The following is a 20,208-nucleotide window of genomic DNA, read 5'->3' on the forward strand; positions in this document are numbered from 1 at the left end:
GAAAAGAAAGCAGATACTATACTTACTTGAAGGAGGTATCATCTCATGAAGAAGTATATGTTCTGCTTTCTTTTGTTCGTTGCGGCATCTGCTATCTGCCTGGGTGTCGGTTTTGTCATAACAAAAGACAGCGTAAGGCCGGAGAAGGCTTTACCAGGTGCGACCCTTGAAACCGAGACCGTAACAGAAGCGCAGATAGTCATAAATCAGGAAGAGGTCCAGCCTGCCAATGCAAAAGGTAAGGAAAAATATTATCTTGTATCAGAGGACGGATATTTGCTCGTCCTCTATCAGGATAAGACCACGATTTGTCTTTATACTCATATGCCTGTAACGGATTTTCCAGAGGAAGAACGGGGAAAACTAATGGAGGGCATATGGTTTTCTTCCATGATAGAGGTGTTTAATTATCTGGAGTCCTATACAAGCTAATATTTTACTAGAAATAAAGAGACAGGCTGAGTTCAGTCAGCTTGTTTAAAGATACAGGAGGAGGATATGAAACAACAGGTAATCGTTGTAGGCGGAGGCGCTTCCGGTCTTACAGCAGCAATTATGGCTGCCAGATCGGGCGCTTCTGTTGCAATTATGGAACATACATCAAAGCCTGGGAAAAAGCTGCTGTCCACCGGAAATGGCAAATGTAACTTAACCAATCTGGAACAGTTTGATGATGCTTACCGCAGCAGCTATCCGGAATTTATAAAAAAAGCCAGAAAAAACGTGACGGTGGATGAGACGCTTCAGTTCTTTCGGGATCTTGGAGTTGTACTTACTGACAGAAACGGATATGTTTATCCTTACGCCGGGCAAGCTTCTGCAGTACTCGATGCTCTGCTTACGGAACTGAACGATCTTGGAATCCAGTTGATTACCGACTGTCAGGTGACAGGGATAAAGACTGATCTAACGGTTATGTCTTCTAAAGGCAAGAAAAAAGCGGATGCCGTAATCTTGTCAGCCGGATCCATGGCAGCTCCAAAGACTGGATCTGATGGCAGCGGTTATGACCTTGCAAAAGCACTTGGGCACAGGATCATTCCTCCGCTCCCTGCTCTGGTACAGTTACGGTGCCGGGAGAAATGGTATAAACAGGCGGCAGGTGTTCGAACCGAAGCTGCCATAACCTTAAAGCTAGACGGGAAAGTCATTGCTTCCGACCGGGGAGAGCTTCAATTTACTGATTATGGTATCTCAGGCATTCCTGTTTTTCAGGTGAGCCGGTTTGCGGTGAAGGGACTAAAGGAAGGAAAACAGACTGTTATAGATCTGGATTTATTTCCTGCTATGGATTATAAAGAAACAAGGGATTTCTTAATGGAAAGAAAAAGTCGCTTTGGACAGCGACCGGCGAAAGAATTCTTAAATGGTGTGATCAACCAAAAGCTGATTCCCATTCTTTTGCAGGAGGCTGGAATTAACGGAGGCAACACGAGTCAGATAACCCCTACTCAGATCAAAACGCTCGCCGGTGCTCTGAAGGGACTGAGTACAGTCGTTACTGCATCCAATTCCTATGAACAGGCTCAGGTATGCAGCGGAGGAATCGACACCAGAGAAGTGGACCCGGACACCATGGAATCAAAGCTTTTAAAGGGTCTCTATCTAGCCGGAGAAATCGTTGACGTGGATGGAATCTGCGGCGGTTATAACTTACAATGGGCATGGACCAGCGGGATACTAGCTGGCAGACATGCGGGAAGAGGGAATGGATGATAAGAATCAATCAATTAAAGCTGCCAGTGGATCATACAGAAGAAGCATTATGGTCAAAAGCAGCCAAAACATTAAAACTGTCAGTAAAGGAGATAGAATCCTTAAAAATCATAAAGCAATCCGTAGATGCAAGAAAGAAAGAGGAGCTTCATTTCACCTACACGGTAGATGTAAAAGTACCAAATGAGAAAACGGTATTACATAAAGTGAACAATGTCAATGTCATACTGTCTGAGAAAAAAGAATATCATTTTCCTGCAAGCGGCAAAGAAAAGATGTCCAGCCGCCCTGTCATTATCGGTGCAGGTCCAGCTGGTCTATTCTGCGGGGTGATGCTTGCAAGAAATGGATACCGCCCTATCTTGCTGGAACGTGGAGAGTCAGTGGAAGAGCGAAGAAAGGCTGTTGATGAATTCTGGAAAAGTGGTCTCTTAAAGCCAGACAGTAATGTACAGTTTGGCGAAGGAGGAGCAGGAACATTTTCTGACGGCAAACTGAATACCCTGGTAAAAGACCCTGTGATGCGAAACCGCAAGGTCTTGGAGCTGTTTGTAGAATTTGGAGCAGATCCTTCCATACTATATATCAATAAGCCTCATATTGGAACAGATGTTCTGAGTGGCATTGTTAAAAGGATGAGAGAAGAGATTAACCGTCTGGGCGGAGAGGTACGCTTTAACAGCCTTGTCACTGATTTTATGATTAAAGATGGAAAAATTATCGGTGTAGTGGCAGGAGGTGAAGAAATTCCTTCTGAAATTCTTGTATTGGCCATTGGTCACAGTTCAAGAGATACCTTTGAGATTCTGGAAAACAGAGGAGTTCCCATGGAAGCCAAGTCATTTGCTGTGGGCTTAAGAATCCAGCATCCTCAAAAGAGCATCAACAAATGTCAGTATGGGGTAGAAGACCATTCTGTTCTTGGAGCAGCAGATTATAAGCTGACACACAAAAGTAAAAACGGCAGAGGCGTCTATACCTTCTGTATGTGTCCAGGTGGATATGTAGTCAATGCTTCCTCAGAAGATAAGATGTTAGCCGTCAATGGAATGAGCTATCATGACAGGGCCGGGGAAAATGCCAACAGCGCATTAATCGTTACCGTGACACCGGAAGATTTTGGAGCGACAGGACCACTTTCCGGGGTGCACTATCAAAGAGAACTGGAAAAAGCCGCTTATTTAAGCTGTACCGGTAAAATTCCGATCCAGCTTTACGGCGATTTTGTAAAGGGGCAATTGTCAAAGAGTTTTGGTGATGTAGAGCCAGCATTTAAGGGACAATATGATTTTACATCCATTAGAGATTTCCTGCCTCCATATTTGACGGAGTCAATTATTGACGGAGTGGAAGCCTTTGACCGCAAAATCAGGGGCTTTAAAAGACCGGATGCGATTCTGGCAGGAGTGGAGAGCAGAACCTCTTCCCCAGTGAGAATCCCAAGAAATGAAGAATTCGAAAGCAGTATTAAAGGAATCTATCCCTGCGGAGAAGGGGCCGGTTATGCCGGTGGTATCACTTCTGCGGCAATGGATGGATTAAAGGTGGCTGAGGCGATTGCCGCCAGATTTCAAAGGCTTCCTATATAGAAATTGACGAAACCTTCAAAATGTTGTAAGATATTTTTAACAAAAGAACTGGAGAAAGTGGATGATACTATGAGCATCAGGGAGAGAGAAACGTTAAAAGATAAGAAGAGAATTGTCATTAAAATAGGATCTTCATCCTTAACCCATGCATGTACCGGTGATTTAAATCTTACAAAAATCGAAAAACTGATTCGGGTTATCAGTGACTTAAAAGGAGAAGGCAAAGAAGTCGTACTGGTTTCCTCAGGAGCCATCGCTGCTGGCCGCCAGGCTTTAGGACATCATTCCAGACCAGGTACCATTGCTGAAAAGCAGGCGTTTGCAGCCGTCGGTCAGGCAAGGCTGATGATGGTTTATCAAAAGCTTTTTGCAGAATATAATCAGATAGCAGCACAGGTTCTGCTGACCAAGAATACAATGACACATGATGTCAATCGTTACAACGCCCAGAATACCTTTGATGAGTTGCTTAAGCTGGGTACCATTCCAGTTGTCAATGAAAATGATACCGTTTCTACTTCTGAGATTCCTCTGGTGGATAATTTCGGAGATAATGACCGGCTTTCCGCCATTGTTGCGGCCCTTATCGGGGCAGATCTTTTGATTCTGCTCTCTGACATTGACGGTTTGTATTCCGATGACCCAAGACAGAATCCGGAAGCAAAATTCATTAATCTGGTGGAAAGAATTACTCCAGAGCTTATGGAGATGGGAAAATCCACATCAGGAAGTGATGTGGGAACCGGAGGCATGGCCGCCAAGCTGGCAGCCGCCCGTATTGCTACCGACGGAGGGTCGGATATGGTAATTGCCAACGGAGACCATGTGGAGGTAATACAGGAAATTATGGCAGGAGAAGAAAAGGGAACTCTTTTCATTGCCCACCCCAATGATGATTTTGATCTAATGGACTATATTAATTACGAGTATTAAGGAGAAACAAATGAATCAGGAAAAAATAGACCGCATCAACACTCTTTTTCACAAATCCAAATCAACAGGTTTATCAGAAGAGGAAACAGCAGAGCAGGCAGCTTTGCGTAAGGAATACATTGAATCCATACGTGCCAGCTTAAGAGGAAACCTAAATAGTATCTCTATTCAGGAAGAAGACGGATCGGTAACCGATCTTGGTAAAAAATATGGAAAAGTCGGAAAAGAATGAAATAAGGAACTGGATTAAGGAACAGCGAAAAACACTGGATTCAACCACGGAACACGTGTGGAACGAGGTCATCTGCCAAAAGCTTTTAAGTCTCTCAGAGATTCGTCAGGCTTTTTGCATATACTGCTATGCCTCGTTTCACGGGGAAGCCGGTACATGGAAGTTCATGGAGGCATTATTAAACCAGGGAAAATACATAGCAGTACCTAAAGTGACTGGAAAACAGATTGAGTTCTATGCCATAAGCGGTAAAAAGGATCTGAAAGAAGGGGTGATGGGCATCATGGAGCCTAAATCCACCTGTTTAAAGATCTGCGACCCGGATGCACCTGTTATTGTGCCTGGGATCGCTTTTGACCGGGAAGGCAATCGGCTGGGGTACGGCGGCGGTTACTATGACCGTTTCTTTGAACGGGAGCCATCCCATCTTCGCTTTGCCATTGCATATGATTTTCAGCTGCTTGACCGCATTCCGGCAGAACCTCACGATAAGCGGGTAGACCGGATTATCACACCGAAAGGAAAGGATTGGGGACTTAATTATGACAGTGATTGAAATTGGTAAGAAAGCAAAGGAAATTACAAGTATTCTAGGGATTCTGGGCTCTGAAAAAAAGAACCAGGGTCTAAAATCCGCGGCAAAAGCCCTTCTTTCAGGTGAAGCGGATATTCTTGCTGCCAACGAGAAAGATTTAGAAAAAGCGAAAAAATCAGGCATGAGTGCTGGATTAATTGACCGTCTGGAACTGACTTCCCAAAGAATAGGAGCCATGGCAGACGGCCTTTTGTCTGTGGCTGCTCTTGATGATCCCATTGGAGAGGTCATCTCCATGAAAAACCGTCCTAACGGACTTACCATCGGACAAAAACGCGTTCCTATGGGAGTGGTGGGTATCATATATGAAGCAAGGCCCAATGTGACTGCAGATGCTTTTGGTCTGTGCTTTAAATCCGGGAATGCAGTGATATTAAAAGGTGGAAGTGACGCTCTGGAATCAAATATTGCAATTGTCAAATGGCTGAGAAAAGGCTTATCAGAAGCCGGACTGCCGGAAGATTCCATTCAGCTCATTACAGACACAGACCGGGAGGTCACAAAAGAGTTTATGCGTCTCAGGGAATATGTGGATGTTTTGATTCCAAGAGGCGGCGCAGGATTAATTCGGGCAGTTGTGGATAACAGTACGATTCCGGTCATTGAGACGGGAACTGGCAACTGTCATGTTTTCGTGGATGAAACGGCTGATTTTAATATGGCATTGGATATCATCTTTAATGCCAAGACCCAGAGAATCGGGGTATGTAACGCATGCGAATCCCTTGTGATCCATAGAGCGGTTGCTCCCGAATTCCTTCCTCTCCTAAAAGAAAGGCTTTCGCTGAAATCGGTGGAAATCCGCGCAGATGAAGAGGCCTGCTCCATTGTTTCTGATTTTGTTCTGGCAACAGAAGAGGATTGGGGTACCGAATATCTGGATTATATTCTTTCTTTAAAAATTGTTGGTTCCATTGACGAAGCCATTAGCCATATCAACCGCTACAGTACCAGACATTCCGAGGCGATTATCACTTCTGATTACGCCAACGCTCAAAGATTCTTAAATGAAATTGATGCAGCCGCTGTATATGTCAATGCCTCCACTCGTTTTACCGATGGATATGAATTTGGGTTTGGAGCTGAGATTGGTATCAGCACTCAGAAACTTCATGCCAGAGGCCCTATGGGCTTAAAGGAACTGACAACCACAAAGTATATCATCTACGGAAATGGCCAGGTTCGTCCATAGAATCGAAATTATGAAGATATTTTGTTACAGAAAATCAGGTTATTTTACCACTTAATCAAAAATTGAAACTAAATTTAGCATTTTTTTAGCGTCAAATTTCGGCATAATGTGATAAAATTGAAGCTATAAAATTATAATACTAGTTACAAAGGAGATTATTATGGATTTTTCGCTGATTGTTGGTATCATTATTGGTGTAGCAGCGTTACTTACGGGGTATGCGCTGGAGCACGGAGTAATATCGTCTTTGTTTTTAATTAGTCCCTTCATCATTGTCTGCGGAGGAACTGTGGGCTGTGTAATCGCCTCCTTTTCATTTAATGACATCGCTATGGCTATGAGGGCCATGTTTAAAAGCTTTAAGCATCCTCATTCAGCCAGTATGGAGCGGATTATATCCAAAATCTCCATGATCGCTACCCGTTACAGAACCGAAGGAGTTACCTGCCTGGATGACATAAGCAGAGACCCTGAGCTTAACGAGGAGGAATATCTTCTTTTAAAGGAAGGTCTTGTATTAATTCAGGAATTAAAAACACCGGAAGATATTCAGTATACACTGGAATCTGATATCAGAGCTTATGTACAGCAAAGAAGTATTGAGGCCAGCGTATTTGATGCGGCAGCCGGATTTTCACCTACCATGGGAGTTATTGGTACGGTAATGGGACTTATCATGGTACTTGCTTCTGGTTTTGATGATCCGTCTAAACTGGCTGGATCCATTGGTACCGCATTTATTGCCACCCTTTATGGTGTATTTTTAGCAAACATTGTTTATTTGCCCATCGCTACCAAGTTAAAAACTCAGTTAAAGAGAAAACATATTCAAAAAGAGATGATTGTTGACGGCGTATGCATGATTGCCAGAGGAAGCACCTCCCGAAATATTGAAAATGAACTTGCTCTCTACTTCCAGGCTTTCTCAGACGGCGGTAAGAGATATAAGCAGGGAATTGACAACTAATCACAGGAGGGGCAAAGATGAGCAGAAGAAGCATTATGGACTATGATGGTGAAAAAGATAATTCTGAGCGTTGGCTTCTTACATATTCCGATATGATCACATTGCTCCTTGCTTTGTTTATCATCATGTACGGTATGAGTTCTGTTGATACGCAAAAGGTAAAGGAGATGTCTCAGGGATTGGAGCAGGCATTAAACCATGGCGGCTCCAAAGGTCTGGAGCAGTCAGGAACCATTCTTCCGGAAGACAATTTAGAGAACGTATATAAAGGTCTGCAAACTTACATAAAAGAGCGGAATTTGGAACAAACTATAGACTTATCATCAACTGGAACATCCATTACCATCCGTATGAGGGATGCCATGCTTTTTAAGCCGGATACCGCTATATTGCAGGCGGAAAGCAAACCGGTCATTGAAGAGATTGCAAAAAGTCTGGAATCAATATACGGAGACATCCATCACATTACCATTACCGGTAATACGGCTGATTTAGGAAACCGGGATGCTTATAATGAAGCGGATTCCTGGCAGTTATCCGTAAACCGGGCGGTTACTGTATTAAATTACATGACCTCCATGGGCTTACAGGCAGAGAAGATGTCGATTGAAGGTAATTCTCATTACAATCCCATTTCTACCAATGATACGGAAGAAGGCAGAGCAAAAAACCGTAGGGTAGAGATTACGATTACAGGTAGGGCAAATTAGTTAACTTTAGTTGACAATTTGAATTTTATATGATATTTTGAATTTATATTAGACGAGAAAGAGGTGAAAGGATGAAGTTATAATTCTTGCTGAAGTTACTGTACAACATAAGTATAAGCTTTACTATGCTTTTTTGTTGTGCCTGTTATGCAAGAATATCACTTCATTCTCCAGCCTTTTTTGTTTGCAAATGATTTTTTTTGCAACATTTAAAATACCTGCAATTTACCTGCCTGAACCAGGAGGTAGCTGACGGCTGCGAGATATGATTTCTTGCAGCCGTTTTTTATGCAGAAAATCACTTTCTGCTGATTTGGAGGTATGTCTATATGTCATTAATACAAGTTACAGATTTATCGTTCACATACGAAGGAGGAATCGAGCCTGTTTTTGAACATGTGTCTTTTCAAATTGACACTGATTGGAAACTTGGGTTCACTGGGAGAAATGGACGTGGGAAAACCACTTTTTTAAACCTTTTAATGAAACGTTATGAATTTACAGGGAGCATTGTATCTGATGCAGAGTTTGATTATTTCCCTTTCCCTGTCGAAGATCAGGACAGAAGTACCATGGAGATTTTGGAATCCTTACATGGGGAATTTGAATATTGGGAGATAAAACGGGAGCTTACCAAATTACAGGTAACAGAAGATGTTCTTTACCGCCCGTTTTCAACGCTATCCAATGGAGAGCGGACAAAGGTCCTTTTGGCAGCACTGTTTTTAAAGGAAAATCATTTTCTCCTCATAGACGAACCAACCAATCATCTGGACCGGGAAGGAAGAGCTTTGGTCAGCCGATATCTGAGTGGGAAAAAAGGATTTATATTGGTTTCCCATGACAGAAACTTTCTGGATGCTTCCGTGGATCATATTCTATCCATTAACAAAACAAATATAGAGGTGCAAAAGGGTAATTTCACCTCCTGGTATGAAAACAAACAAAAACAGGATCAGTATGAATTATCTGAAAATGACAGGCTGAAAAAGGGCATTCGGCGGTTGGAAGCCTCTGCAAAGCAGTCCAGGGAATGGGCGGACTCGGTGGAATCAACAAAGATAGGTAAAAAGTCCATGGCTCACGAAAAATCCATTGACAGCAGAGCTTATATAGGGGAAAAATCAAGACGGATGCAGATGCGCAGAAAAAATCTGGAGCAACGGCAGGATCGTGCGATTGATGAGAAAAAAGGGTTATTAAAAAATATAGAAGAAACAGAGCGTTTGAAACTGTACCCTGCAAAACATCATATGAATCGGATCCTCACCTTAAAAGAAGTGGAACCAAGCTTTGACCGCCCAATATGCAAGCCAATCAGTTTTGTGTTGGAACAAGGGGAGAGAATTTCACTCCAGGGGAAAAACGGCTGCGGAAAATCAAGCCTGATAAAGCTAATTCTTGGAAGGGAAGCGAGGCCTGTTTCATTGACTTATACAGGAACGATTGAAGCTGCCAGCGGCCTTATTATCTCCTATGTGTCTCAGGATACCTCCTTTTTACAAGGGAGTTTATCTGATTATGCCAAAGCATGCGGAGTAGAGGATTCTTTGTTTAAAGCTGTTTTAAGAAAACTTGATTTCTCCAGAGAGCAGTTTGAAAAAAATATGGAAGCTTACAGCGAAGGTCAAAAGAAAAAAGTTCTGATTGCCAGGAGCCTATGTGAGAAGGCGCATTTGTATATTTGGGATGAGCCTCTGAATTTTATTGATATCTATTCCAGGATGCAGATTGAAGAATTGATCAGGGAATTTCAGCCCACTATGATTTTTGTGGAGCATGATGAGGCTTTCACAGAGCAAATCGCAACCAGCCGGATGCAAGTGGAGCAAGTGGATTTTGGACTTTGCAATCAATAGTATTTATGCTATAATGGGAAAATCGAATAAAAATAAGAGGTTAAGTAGATGGATTATACAAATATGACTTATGATGAAGCCTGTCATTACGCACCGATGGAAGAGCCTGCAAGACAGTACTTTTTTATGGAGTACTGCAAGGCTCTGCTTGATAAATTAAAAAAGGCAGTAGGGAAAGATACACTTACGTTCCACATTGCCACATTTGGTTGTCAGATGAATTCCAGGGATTCAGAAAAGCTCCAGGGAATACTGGAATCGATCGGTTATGTAGAAACGGATTCGGAAGAAGCCGATTTTGTTCTTTATAATACCTGTACCGTCAGAGAAAACGCTAACCAGAGAGTTTATGGTCGTCTGGGACAATTGAACAATTTAAAACGGAAAAACCCTCATATGATGATTTCTCTTTGCGGCTGTATGATGCAGGAGGAAGAGGTTGTTGCCAAGATCAGAAAAAGCTATCGTTTTGTTGATATCATTTTTGGAACTCATAACATCTTTAAGCTGGCCGAGTTAATGGCAGAGCGACTGGAACGGGATAAGATGGTAGTGGATATCTGGGAAGGTACCGACACCATCGTGGAGGATCTTCCGACGGACCGTAAATACCCGTTTAAATCAGGTGTTAACATCATGTTTGGCTGCAACAATTTCTGCAGCTATTGTATCGTTCCTTATGTAAGAGGAAGAGAGAGAAGCAGAAGCCCTAAGGACATTGTGGCTGAGATCAAAAAGCTTGCCGATGATGGTGTGGTAGAAATCATGCTCCTTGGCCAGAATGTAAACTCCTATGGTAAAAACTTAGAAGAACCAGTGTCCTTTGCACAGCTTCTTACCCAGGTGGATCAGATCGAGGGACTGGAAAGAGTTCGTTTTATGACCTCTCATCCAAAGGATTTATCCGATGAGCTGATTGAGGCTATGAAGCATTCCAGTAAGGTATGCCGTCATATTCATCTTCCGCTTCAGTCAGGAAGCAGCAATGTGTTAAAGGCTATGAACAGAAGCTATACCAAAGAGCAGTATCTGGAACTGGTGGACAAGATTCGTGCAGCCATGCCGGATATTTCTCTGACCACAGATATTATTGTTGGCTTCCCTGGAGAAACAGAAGAAGACTTTTTAGAGACATTGGAAGTAGTTAAAAAAGTTCGTTTTGACAGTGCATTTACCTTTATTTACTCAAAACGTACCGGAACTCCTGCGGCAAAGATGGAATGCCAGATCTCCGATGAGGCTGTTAAGAACCGTTTTGACCGCTTATTGGCAGAAGTACAGAAAATATCTTCCGAGATGTGTGGCAGGGACGAGCATACAGTACAAAAGGTATTAGTGGAAGAAGTGAATGATCACGCAGAAGGACTTATGACCGGACGCTTAGGAAGCAATACCACCGTGCATTTTAAAGGGGATTCTTCTCTTATCGGAAAAATCGTGAATGTGTATCTTGACGAATCAAAAGGATTCTATTACATGGGAACTTTAAGACCATAATAAGAAGAAAAGAGGAAACAAAACAGCATGGCTGGATTATCACCAATGATGACCCACTACCTGGAAACAAAAAAGGAATATCCGGACTGCCTCCTGTTTTACAGACTGGGAGACTTTTACGAAATGTTCTTTGAGGATGCGGTTACCGTCTCCAGGGAGTTGGAAATAACGTTAACAGGAAAAGAATGCGGATTAGAGGAACGGGCACCTATGTGCGGCGTTCCTCATCATGCCGTTGAGACTTATTTAAACCGTCTGGTTCAGAAAGGCTTTAAGGTCGCTATTGCTGAGCAGATGGAGGATCCAAAGCTTACAAAGGGGTTAGTAAAAAGAGAGGTAATCCGTGTGGTAACACCCGGAACCATTACAAGCGCCCAGGCCCTTGATGAAACAAAGAATAATTATCTTATGGGAATTGTTTATGTGGGAGAAACCTTTGGAATCTCAGTTGCCGATATCACGACCGGAGAATTTCTCGTTACCGAGGTGGAATCTGAACGGGAGCTGACCGATGAGATCAATAAATTCAACCCGTCTGAAATCATCTGTAATGAAGCATTTTATGTCTCCGGAGTGGATATTGAAGAAATCAAGAACCGTTATCATGCGGTCGTTTCATCTCTGGATAATCATTTCTTTTCGGATGAAGTCTGCCGGAAAATCCTAAAAGAGCATTATAAGGTAGGCGCACTCTCCGGATTGGGACTGGAAGATTACGATACCGGGGTCATTGCTGCCGGTGCTGTGATGCAGTACATGTATGAAACTCAGAAAAATAGTTTATCACACATAACTACCATTACGCCTTATTCCACCGGTCAGTTCATGATTATCGATACTTCTACCAGAAGAAACTTGGAGCTTCTGGAAACCCTTCGTGAAAAGCAAAAACGGGGCAGCCTTTTGTGGGTCCTGGACCGTACCAAGACAGCGATGGGCGCCAGGATGCTTCGCACATACATAGAACAGCCATTAATACATAAATCAGAGATTATCAAACGCCAGAACGCCATTGAAGAATTGAATATGAATTATATATCCAGGGAAGAAATCTGCGAGTATCTGAATCCTATATACGACCTGGAGCGTTTGATCGGACGTATCAGCTATAAAACAGCCAATCCCAGGGATTTGATTTCCTTTAAAAATTCTTTGGAGATGCTGCCGTTTATTAGAAATATACTGGATGAGTTCAACAGTGAATTGTTAACAGAGCTTCATGGGGAGCTTGATCCTTTAGAGGATGTAAAGGAGCTCATTGACAAGGCCATTATTGATGATCCGCCTATTACCGTAAGAGAAGGCGGAATTATAAAAGAGGGCTTTCATGAGGAAACCGATAAGTATCGCCATGCGAAAACGGAAGGAAAGACCTGGCTGGCTGAACTGGAAGCAAAGGAAAAAGAGAAGACTGGAATTAAAAATCTGAAGGTAAAGTATAATAAGGTCTTTGGTTATTACTTTGAAGTTACCAATTCCTTTAAAGACCTTGTACCAAATTACTTTATCCGAAAGCAGACCCTGGCCAATGCGGAGCGTTACACCACCGATGAGCTTAAGGAACTGGAAGATGTAATTATGGGGGCAGAGGATAAGCTGTATTCTTTGGAATACCAGTTATTTACGGAAGTCCGTGATTCCATTGCTGACCAGGTGCTCCGAATCCAGAAAACGGCACGTGCAGTTGCTGGAATTGATGTTATCACCTCCCTTTCCTCTGTTGCTACCAGAAATAATTATGTGAAGCCCAGCATCAATGATAAAGGTCTGATTGATATTAAAAACGGACGCCATCCAGTGGTGGAAAAGATGATGAGGGATGATCTGTTTGTTTCCAATGACACATACTTAGATAACAGTAAAAACCGTCTTTCTATTATAACTGGTCCCAACATGGCAGGAAAGTCCACCTACATGAGGCAGACAGCCCTTATTGTGCTCATGGCACAAATCGGCAGTTTTGTTCCAGCGGAAGAAGCAAACATCGGAATCTGCGACCGAATATTTACCCGTGTTGGTGCATCCGATGATCTGGCTTCCGGACAGAGTACATTCATGGTAGAGATGACAGAGGTCGCGAACATACTTCGGAATGCCACGAAAAACAGCCTGATTGTCCTTGACGAAATCGGGCGCGGAACCAGTACCTTTGATGGGTTAAGTATTGCATGGGCCGTGGTGGAGCATATCAGCAACTCCAAGGTTCTTGGCGCCAAAACCTTATTTGCCACCCATTATCATGAACTGACGGAGCTGGAAGGAACCATAAGCGGTGTGAATAACTACTGCATCGCCGTGAAAGAACAGGGCGATGATATTGTATTCCTAAGAAAGATCATTAAAGGCGGTGCGGATAAGAGCTATGGAATTCAGGTGGCAAAGCTTGCCGGAGTCCCGGATACGGTTATTTCCAGAGCCAAGGAGCTGTTATCTGAGCTGAGCGATGCGGATATTACGGTTAAGGCAAAAGAGATTGCGGAAATCAATTCAAATATCACCCAGAGAAAAGCCGTACCAAAGCCTGATGAAGTGGATTTACAGCAGATGTCTCTGTTTGATACGGTAAAGGACAATGATATCATTAAAGAATTAGGGGACTTGGAACTTGGAAATATGACCCCTATTGATGCTCTTAATACCTTATACCGCCTTCAGACAAAGCTTAAAAACCGCTGGCAGTAAGGAAACGTTTGGGGAATCGGAGAAAGGAGCTGGTATCATGCCGAATATAACAGTACTTGATCAAAATACGATTAATAAGATTGCGGCTGGTGAGGTAATAGAACGCCCGGCATCTGTAGTCAAGGAGTTGCTGGAGAATGCCATTGATGCAAAGGCTACTGCTGTAACTGTAGAGATTAAAGAAGGGGGAACCAGCTTTATCCGTGTCACTGATAATGGATGCGGAATCCCAAAAGAAGAAGTCCCCCTGGCATTTTTGCGTCATTCCACCAGTAAGATCAAATCGGTGGAAGATTTATTTACCGTTTCCTCCCTGGGCTTCAGGGGTGAGGCTCTTGCAAGTATAGCGTCTGTTTCCCAGGTAGAGCTTATTACCAAGACCAGCATTGGACTTACAGGAACCCGCTATCAGATTGACGGCGGAGAGGAGAAGACTCTGGAAGAAATCGGTGCTCCGGAAGGAACCACCTTTATCGCCAGAAACTTATTTTTTAACACTCCGGCCAGAAAGAAGTTCTTAAAGACTCCCATGACTGAAGGGGCACATGTGGCGGAGCTGGTGGAAAAGCTGGCATTGTCCCATCCTGAGGTCTCCATCCGTTTTATCCAGAATAACCAGAACAAGCTTCATACTTCTGGAAATCATAATTTAAAGGATATTGTATACACGGTTTTTGGAAGAGAAATTGCTTCCAATCTTTTAGAGGTTTCCGTAAAGAAGCCGGATATTTCCGTAGAGGGATATATTGGAAAACCTGTGATTGCCAGAGGAAACCGGAACTATGAAAATTATTTCATTAATGGAAGATACATAAAAAGCACTGTGATCTGCCGCGCCATTGAGGAAGCTTATAAGCCCTTTATGATGCAGCACAAGTACCCGTTTACCATGCTGCATTTTACCATTGACCCTGAAACACTGGATGTCAATGTCCATCCCACAAAGATGGAGCTGCGTTTCCGGGATGGAGAAATGGTCTATCACATGGTATACCAGGCAGTTGCCAGTGCTCTCGCCCATAAGGAATTGATTCCTGAGGTCGAGCTGGTAAAAAGGACAGAAGACAGCCGACTTAGTATGTCTGGGAAAAAGCACGAACCTGCTCCAGAGCCCTTTGAAAAAAACAGACTTATGGCAATGCAGCAACAGTCTGCGGCAAAGGAATATACTACTCCTCCTACTATTACAGAAGGGTTCCAGAAACGGTTGATCCCATCACCATCTCAGTTTTCTCAAAACATTCAGCCGGAGATTGTCAGGGAACCAGATGAACTTTCGGCCAACTGGCTAAAGCCCCAGGCATCTACAAACAAAGCTAATTCACTGGAAGCTCTACCGGAAGCTTTGCCAGAAACTCTACCGGAACCCCCGATTCAGCCTGAAGAGAAGCCTAAACAAATGGATCTTTTTGACGGAAAGCTATTGGAGCCAAAGGCCCGATCCATGCATAAGCTGATTGGACAGCTTTTTGATACCTACTGGCTGGTGGAATTTAATGAGCAGCTTTATATTATTGACCAACATGCTGCCCATGAAAAGGTTTTATATGAGAAAACCATGGCAACACTAAAAACAAGGGAGTATACATCCCAGTTAATAAATCCGCCTATCATTCTGACTCTGAACCGGAACGAAGAGGTCTTGCTCAATCAGCATCTGAAATATTTTACGGAAATGGGCTTTGAAATCGAACCTTTTGGGGGAAGAGAATATGCGGTCAGAGGAGTTCCGGCTAATTTATTTTCCATTGCAAAAAAAGAACTTTTGATTGAGATGATCGACGGCCTTTCAGAAGATACAGCTGTCAGCAATCCGGATGTCATTTATGAAAAAATTGCTTCCATGTCATGCAAGGGAGCCGTAAAAGGCAATAACCGCCTTTCCTTTGCAGAGGCCAACGAACTGATTGATCAGCTTCTGGGTCTTGAGAATCCTTACGCCTGTCCTCACGGAAGACCTACAATTATTTCCATGAGTAAATATGAGCTGGAAAAGAAATTTAAGAGGATTGTGTAATGAAACCATTAATTATTTTAACCGGCCCTACTGCGGTGGGGAAGACTGCATTGTCCATCCGCCTTGCAAAGGCGATCGGTGGAGAAATTATCAGTGCCGATTCCATGCAGGTCTACCGCCGCATGGATATCGGCTCTGCCAAAATCACAAAAGAGGAGATGATGGGAGTTCCCCATCATCTTATTGATGTTCTGGAACCAGACGAAGAATTTAATGTGACCGTGTTTCAGAAACTGGCGAAGGCAGCTGTGGAAGAGATCTATTCCAGGGGAAATATCCCCATTGTCGCGGGGGGGACCGGTTTTTATATCCAGGCCCTGTTAAATGACATTGATTTTACGGAGAATGGGGAGGATACCTCCATAAGAGATGAACTGGAAGCTCTCGCAAAAGAAAAAGGGGCAGATCATCTTCACGGGATGCTTCTTGCCATAGATCCTGAATCCGCCAAGCAGATTCATGCCAACAATATAAAGCGGGTGATCCGGGCGATTGAATATTACCGGCAGACAGGGGAGCGGATCTCGGAACACAACAAACGGGAACGGGAAAAAGAATCTCCTTATGATTTCCTGTATTACGTCGTTAATACAGATCGGGACATCCTGTATCAAAGAATTGATCAAAGGGTGGACGAGATGATGAAGCAGGGGCTGGTTCAGGAAGTGAAAGAGTTAAAAGACTCTGGCTGCACCAGAAATATGGTTTCCATGCAGGGACTGGGATACAAAGAAATTCTTGATTATCTGCAGGGAGAATGCACTCTTTCAGAAGCGGTTTATCTGTTAAAAAGAGATACCAGACATTTTGCCAAACGCCAGATTACCTGGTTTAAAAGAGAACGAGATGTGAAATGGCTGTGTCTGCCTGACTTTAACAATGATCTGGACAAGGTACTGGAAACCATGATTCAGGAGATCAATGAGACATACGGATTGGAGAATAAGGAACAATGGAAATAGATGCAATGTACGAGAATCTTGGAATTTGCAAGAAAGTCCTGGATTTTGGAAAAAAGATAGAAGATAACCTAAAAGATCGTTTTCAGGAAATAGATGAAAATGCAGAATACAATCAAATGAAGGTAATCAAAGCCATGCAGGATAACCGGGTCAGTGATATTCACTTTGCAGCGACCACTGGCTATGGTTACAACGATCTTGGAAGAGATACTTTGGAAGATGTTTATGCCAGTGTCTTTCACACAGAAAGCGCTTTGGTAAGACCAAACTTAATCAGCGGAACCCACGCCCTCTCTATCGCTCTTTCCGGAAATCTCCGCCCAGGTGATGAACTGCTTTCTCCAGCCGGTAAGCCATACGATACCTTAGAAGAAGTAATTGGTATCAGAGAGAGTACTGGTTCTCTAAAAGAGTATGGAGTCATCTACCGTCAGGTGGATCTTCTGCCCAATGGTACGTTTGATTACGAATCCATTAAAAAAGCCATCAATGAACGGACAAAGCTTATCACCATACAAAGATCAAAGGGCTACGATACACGTCCCACGTTCTCTGTTTCGCAGATTGGCGAGCTGATTGCATTTGTGAAAGAAATCAAGCCGGATGTAATCTGTATGGTGGATAACTGCTACGGAGAATTCGTTGAGCGAATGGAGCCGTCTGATGTTGGGGCTGATATGATCGTTGGATCTCTGATCAAAAACCCAGGTGGCGGTCTTGCTCCCATAGGCGGATACATTGCCGGAAAAACAGAGTGCATTGACAAGGCATCCTATCGGCTGACAGCCCCTGGTCTTGGAAAAGAGGTAGGAGCAAGTCTTGGACTTAACCAGGCCTTTTATCAGGGATTATTCCTGTCACCAACGGTAGTTGCCGGTGCTTTAAAAGGAGCTGTATTCGCTGCCAATGTATACGAAAAGCTGGGATTTCAAGTGGTTCCAAACGGAAGCGAATCCCGTCATGATATCATTCAGGCTGTTACCTTTGGAAATCCGGAGGGCGTTATCGCATTTTGCCAGGGAATTCAGGCGGCAGCTCCGGTTGACAGCTTTGTTTCCCCAGAGCCATGGGATATGCCAGGATACGATGCCCCTGTCATTATGGCAGCCGGTGCATTTGTTCAGGGTTCCTCCATTGAATTAAGTGCGGATGGGCCTATAAAACCTCCCTACGCTGTTTATTTTCAGGGAGGACTTACCTGGTATCATGCAAAGCTTGGTATTTTAATGTCTCTGCAAAAGCTTTTGGATGCAGGATTGGTTCAAATCTAAAAAAACGGTATACACGAATGGAAAACTATGCTAAAATATCATGATAGGTATGGACATTCCTGCCATTAAACCAAAAGGGGTAGCAGAGCAGATGAAGTACAAAAATTGCTGGATACTGCTTCTTCTTATGCTTGCCGGTGTTGTATTAGGAGGCTTTGTTGGAAATCTTACTGAGGGTATATCCGGATTGTCATGGCTAAGTGCAGGACAGTCTTTTGGATTCGATACGCCCATTGTAGTAAATTTCGGCATTTTAGTCATTACCTTTGGTTTTAATATAAAAATCACCATGTCCGGCATTATAGGAATAGGGGCAGCCCTCATAACGTATCGGTTCATTTGATTCTTACATATGTCTATACACGTGCCTGGAGAGTAACGGACAGGAGACATATGAAACGTATAACCATGAAAGACATCCCATCGGATGAGAGGCCCTATGAAAAGTGTTTGAAAGAAGGGGCACAGAGCTTAAGCGACGCGGAACTTTTATCGATCATTATCCGCACGGGTAGCAGAGGAGAGAATTCTCTGATACTGGCACAAAAGATACTGGCCCTAAATTATCCGAAGAAGGGTATTTTAGGGCTTTTACACCTTTCTATGCAGGAACTCATGCAGGTGAAAGGGATCGGAACAGTCAAAGGTGCCCAGCTTTTATGCATCGGAGAGCTTTCTAAACGCATCTGGAAAAGAACAGCACAGCTGGAAGCGGCCTCTTTTCATAATCCCCTTGACATCGTCAACTACTATGTGGAAGACATGCGTCACAGGGAACAGGAGCTTGTTTATGTAATGCTTCTGAATACAAAAGGAGTCCTGATCAGGGACATAATGATCTCTCAGGGAACGGTCAATGTATCCGTTGTTTCTCCCAGAGAGATTTTCATTGAAGCTGTGAAGCATCATGCTGTGAGCCTGGTGATGATTCACAATCACCCAAGCGGTGACCCAGCTCCAAGCAGAGAAGATATCAACCTTACAAAAAGAGTTAAGGAAGCCGGAGAATTATTAGGCATTCGGCTGTTAGATCACATAATTATAGGAGATAATTGTTATATCAGTTTGAAAGAACGGGGAATCTTGTAAATGGAATCAAAGCGCAGTAAATATGTTCTTATATCTTTAACCGTATTTTGTATCCTGCTGATTGGGCTGACCTCGATTCGCGACACGTGGCTGACCCCTCTTCGGACGGGCGTGGGCTATGTCCTGATTCCGGTGCAATCAGGAGTTAATTCAGTGGGTTCCGCCATATACGGGGAAATCACAGACCTTTCTAAATTGCACAGTGCCCAAAAAGAAAATAAAGAGATGAAAGATATCATCACACAGCTGACCGAAGAAAATACCAGACTTCAATCAGAGGAACTGGAACTAAACCGCCTTAGAAAGCTCTATGGTCTGGATCAGCAGTACGGACAATATGAAAAAGTGGGAGCCAGAGTCATTGCCAATGATTCCAGCAACTGGTTTCAGGTGTTCCGTATTGACAAGGGCTCCAAGGATGGCATTGCTGTGAATATGAATGTAATGGCTGGCGGCGGTCTTGTGGGAATCGTTACGGATGTAGGTGCCAATTATGCTACAGTCCGTTCCATCATTGATGATTCCAGCCGTGTAAGCAGTATGGCAATGCAGTCTGGTGACAGCTGTATTGTTGCCGGTGATCTGACTTTATTTAAAGAAGGAAGACTTAGAATCACCAATGTTTTAAAGGATAGTGATTTAAAGGATGGAGATAAAATTGTCACTTCCAATATAAGCTCGGTATTCCTTCCAGGACTTTTGGTGGGTTATGCCGCTGATATTACCAACGACAGTAACAATGTTACAAAATCCGGATATCTGGTCCCTGCCGCAGAATTTGACAGTCTGCAGGAAGTACTGGTTATTACGAAATTAAAATCTGAAATGATGAAAGAAGAAACTTCCCAGGAGACAACTTCCGCTGAAACACAGGCGACGGAAAGTGCTTCTCAATAG

Annotated in this window: 18 protein-coding genes; all 18 read left to right on the top strand. The window is 43.3% G+C overall.

The window, feature by feature from the left end; all coding sequences use genetic code 11:
• Positions 1 to 45: 45 nt before the first annotated feature.
• The 18 genes from T546_RS0108795 to mreC all read left to right on the top strand — a co-directional run bounded on the left by T546_RS0108795 (position 46) and on the right by mreC (position 20,208).
• Positions 46 to 432: a hypothetical protein gene (locus T546_RS0108795; protein ID WP_024835942.1), complete on the top strand. Its 387-nt coding sequence runs from the start codon at positions 46 to 48 to the stop codon at positions 430 to 432.
• 66 nt (positions 433 to 498) lie between these two features.
• Complete coding sequence (locus T546_RS23155; protein WP_034598648.1) at positions 499 to 1,716, top strand: BaiN/RdsA family NAD(P)/FAD-dependent oxidoreductase; 1,218 nt, start codon at positions 499 to 501, stop codon at positions 1,714 to 1,716.
• On the top strand, positions 1,713 to 3,305 hold the full coding sequence (locus T546_RS0108805; RefSeq protein ID WP_026891296.1) for an NAD(P)/FAD-dependent oxidoreductase: 1,593 nt from the start codon (positions 1,713 to 1,715) through the stop codon (positions 3,303 to 3,305). Before T546_RS23155 ends, T546_RS0108805 begins: the two co-directional genes overlap by 4 nt.
• 69 nt (positions 3,306 to 3,374) lie before the next feature.
• Positions 3,375 to 4,238 (top strand): glutamate 5-kinase, encoded by an 864-nt coding sequence (gene proB, locus T546_RS0108810; protein WP_024835939.1) that lies wholly within the window; start codon positions 3,375 to 3,377, stop codon positions 4,236 to 4,238.
• A 10-nt stretch (positions 4,239 to 4,248) separates the two neighbouring features.
• Complete coding sequence (locus tag T546_RS0108815) at positions 4,249 to 4,470, top strand: DUF896 domain-containing protein (protein WP_026891297.1); 222 nt, start codon at positions 4,249 to 4,251, stop codon at positions 4,468 to 4,470.
• On the top strand, positions 4,448 to 5,026 hold the full coding sequence (locus T546_RS23160) for a 5-formyltetrahydrofolate cyclo-ligase (RefSeq protein WP_034598651.1): 579 nt from the start codon (positions 4,448 to 4,450) through the stop codon (positions 5,024 to 5,026). Before T546_RS0108815 ends, T546_RS23160 begins: the two co-directional genes overlap by 23 nt.
• Positions 5,013 to 6,257 (top strand): glutamate-5-semialdehyde dehydrogenase, encoded by a 1,245-nt coding sequence (locus T546_RS0108825; RefSeq protein ID WP_026891298.1) that lies wholly within the window; start codon positions 5,013 to 5,015, stop codon positions 6,255 to 6,257. The genes T546_RS23160 and T546_RS0108825 overlap by 14 nt, the downstream gene beginning before the upstream one ends.
• Positions 6,258 to 6,417: 160 nt before the next feature.
• The gene (locus T546_RS23165; RefSeq protein ID WP_034598653.1) at positions 6,418 to 7,224 is read left to right on the top strand and encodes a motility protein A; all 807 of its coding nucleotides are present in this window, start codon (positions 6,418 to 6,420) and stop codon (positions 7,222 to 7,224) included.
• A 17-nt stretch (positions 7,225 to 7,241) separates the two neighbouring features.
• The gene (locus T546_RS23170) at positions 7,242 to 7,934 is read left to right on the top strand and encodes an OmpA/MotB family protein (RefSeq protein ID WP_024835934.1); all 693 of its coding nucleotides are present in this window, start codon (positions 7,242 to 7,244) and stop codon (positions 7,932 to 7,934) included.
• A 329-nt stretch (positions 7,935 to 8,263) separates the two neighbouring features.
• Positions 8,264 to 9,793 carry a ribosomal protection-like ABC-F family protein gene (gene abc-f / locus T546_RS0108840; RefSeq protein ID WP_026891299.1) on the top strand — a complete coding sequence of 510 codons (1,530 nt, stop codon included), beginning with the start codon at positions 8,264 to 8,266 and terminating at the stop codon, positions 9,791 to 9,793.
• A 48-nt stretch (positions 9,794 to 9,841) separates the two neighbouring features.
• Positions 9,842 to 11,290 (top strand): tRNA (N6-isopentenyl adenosine(37)-C2)-methylthiotransferase MiaB, encoded by a 1,449-nt coding sequence (gene miaB, locus T546_RS0108845; protein WP_026891300.1) that lies wholly within the window; start codon positions 9,842 to 9,844, stop codon positions 11,288 to 11,290.
• Between the two features lie 27 nt (positions 11,291 to 11,317).
• Complete coding sequence (gene mutS / locus T546_RS0108850) at positions 11,318 to 13,972, top strand: DNA mismatch repair protein MutS (RefSeq protein ID WP_026891301.1); 2,655 nt, start codon at positions 11,318 to 11,320, stop codon at positions 13,970 to 13,972.
• Between the two features lie 37 nt (positions 13,973 to 14,009).
• Complete coding sequence (gene mutL / locus T546_RS0108855; RefSeq protein WP_026891302.1) at positions 14,010 to 15,989, top strand: DNA mismatch repair endonuclease MutL; 1,980 nt, start codon at positions 14,010 to 14,012, stop codon at positions 15,987 to 15,989.
• Positions 15,989 to 16,951 carry a tRNA (adenosine(37)-N6)-dimethylallyltransferase MiaA gene (gene miaA / locus T546_RS0108860; protein ID WP_026891303.1) on the top strand — a complete coding sequence of 321 codons (963 nt, stop codon included), beginning with the start codon at positions 15,989 to 15,991 and terminating at the stop codon, positions 16,949 to 16,951. The genes mutL and miaA overlap by 1 nt, the downstream gene beginning before the upstream one ends.
• Positions 16,942 to 18,222 carry a methionine gamma-lyase family protein gene (locus T546_RS0108865; protein ID WP_026891304.1) on the top strand — a complete coding sequence of 427 codons (1,281 nt, stop codon included), beginning with the start codon at positions 16,942 to 16,944 and terminating at the stop codon, positions 18,220 to 18,222. Before miaA ends, T546_RS0108865 begins: the two co-directional genes overlap by 10 nt.
• A 91-nt stretch (positions 18,223 to 18,313) precedes the next feature.
• Complete coding sequence (locus T546_RS0108870; RefSeq protein ID WP_026891305.1) at positions 18,314 to 18,565, top strand: DUF4321 domain-containing protein; 252 nt, start codon at positions 18,314 to 18,316, stop codon at positions 18,563 to 18,565.
• A 50-nt stretch (positions 18,566 to 18,615) separates the two neighbouring features.
• The gene (radC, locus tag T546_RS0108875; protein WP_024835926.1) at positions 18,616 to 19,311 is read left to right on the top strand and encodes a RadC family protein; all 696 of its coding nucleotides are present in this window, start codon (positions 18,616 to 18,618) and stop codon (positions 19,309 to 19,311) included.
• Positions 19,312 to 20,208 (top strand): rod shape-determining protein MreC, encoded by an 897-nt coding sequence (gene mreC, locus T546_RS0108880; RefSeq protein WP_026891306.1) that lies wholly within the window; start codon positions 19,312 to 19,314, stop codon positions 20,206 to 20,208. It begins immediately after the preceding gene.

The organism is [Clostridium] aerotolerans DSM 5434, assembly GCF_000687555.1.
Lineage (GTDB): Bacteria > Bacillota > Clostridia > Lachnospirales > Lachnospiraceae > Lacrimispora > Lacrimispora aerotolerans.

Bases quoted from the DNA above. Each gene is read 5' to 3' on its own strand.
- T546_RS0108805 (WP_026891296.1), top strand. From the start codon at position 1,713: ATGATAAGAATCAATCAATTAAAGCTGCCAGTGGATCATACAGAAGAA.
- T546_RS23165 (WP_034598653.1), top strand. From the start codon at position 6,418: ATGGATTTTTCGCTGATTGTTGGTATCATTATTGGTGTAGCAGCGTTA.
- T546_RS0108815 (WP_026891297.1), top strand. From the start codon at position 4,249: ATGAATCAGGAAAAAATAGACCGCATCAACACTCTTTTTCACAAATCC.
- T546_RS23170 (WP_024835934.1), top strand. From the start codon at position 7,242: ATGAGCAGAAGAAGCATTATGGACTATGATGGTGAAAAAGATAATTCT.
- T546_RS0108870 (WP_026891305.1), top strand. From the start codon at position 18,314: ATGAAGTACAAAAATTGCTGGATACTGCTTCTTCTTATGCTTGCCGGT.
- mreC (WP_026891306.1), top strand. From the start codon at position 19,312: ATGGAATCAAAGCGCAGTAAATATGTTCTTATATCTTTAACCGTATTT.
- mutL (WP_026891302.1), top strand. From the start codon at position 14,010: ATGCCGAATATAACAGTACTTGATCAAAATACGATTAATAAGATTGCG.
- T546_RS0108825 (WP_026891298.1), top strand. From the start codon at position 5,013: ATGACAGTGATTGAAATTGGTAAGAAAGCAAAGGAAATTACAAGTATT.
- miaB (WP_026891300.1), top strand. From the start codon at position 9,842: ATGGATTATACAAATATGACTTATGATGAAGCCTGTCATTACGCACCG.
- T546_RS0108865 (WP_026891304.1), top strand. From the start codon at position 16,942: ATGGAAATAGATGCAATGTACGAGAATCTTGGAATTTGCAAGAAAGTC.
- abc-f (WP_026891299.1), top strand. From the start codon at position 8,264: ATGTCATTAATACAAGTTACAGATTTATCGTTCACATACGAAGGAGGA.
- proB (WP_024835939.1), top strand. From the start codon at position 3,375: ATGAGCATCAGGGAGAGAGAAACGTTAAAAGATAAGAAGAGAATTGTC.
- radC (WP_024835926.1), top strand. From the start codon at position 18,616: ATGAAACGTATAACCATGAAAGACATCCCATCGGATGAGAGGCCCTAT.
- T546_RS23155 (WP_034598648.1), top strand. From the start codon at position 499: ATGAAACAACAGGTAATCGTTGTAGGCGGAGGCGCTTCCGGTCTTACA.
- miaA (WP_026891303.1), top strand. From the start codon at position 15,989: ATGAAACCATTAATTATTTTAACCGGCCCTACTGCGGTGGGGAAGACT.
- mutS (WP_026891301.1), top strand. From the start codon at position 11,318: ATGGCTGGATTATCACCAATGATGACCCACTACCTGGAAACAAAAAAG.
- T546_RS23160 (WP_034598651.1), top strand. From the start codon at position 4,448: ATGGAAAAGTCGGAAAAGAATGAAATAAGGAACTGGATTAAGGAACAG.
- T546_RS0108795 (WP_024835942.1), top strand. From the start codon at position 46: ATGAAGAAGTATATGTTCTGCTTTCTTTTGTTCGTTGCGGCATCTGCT.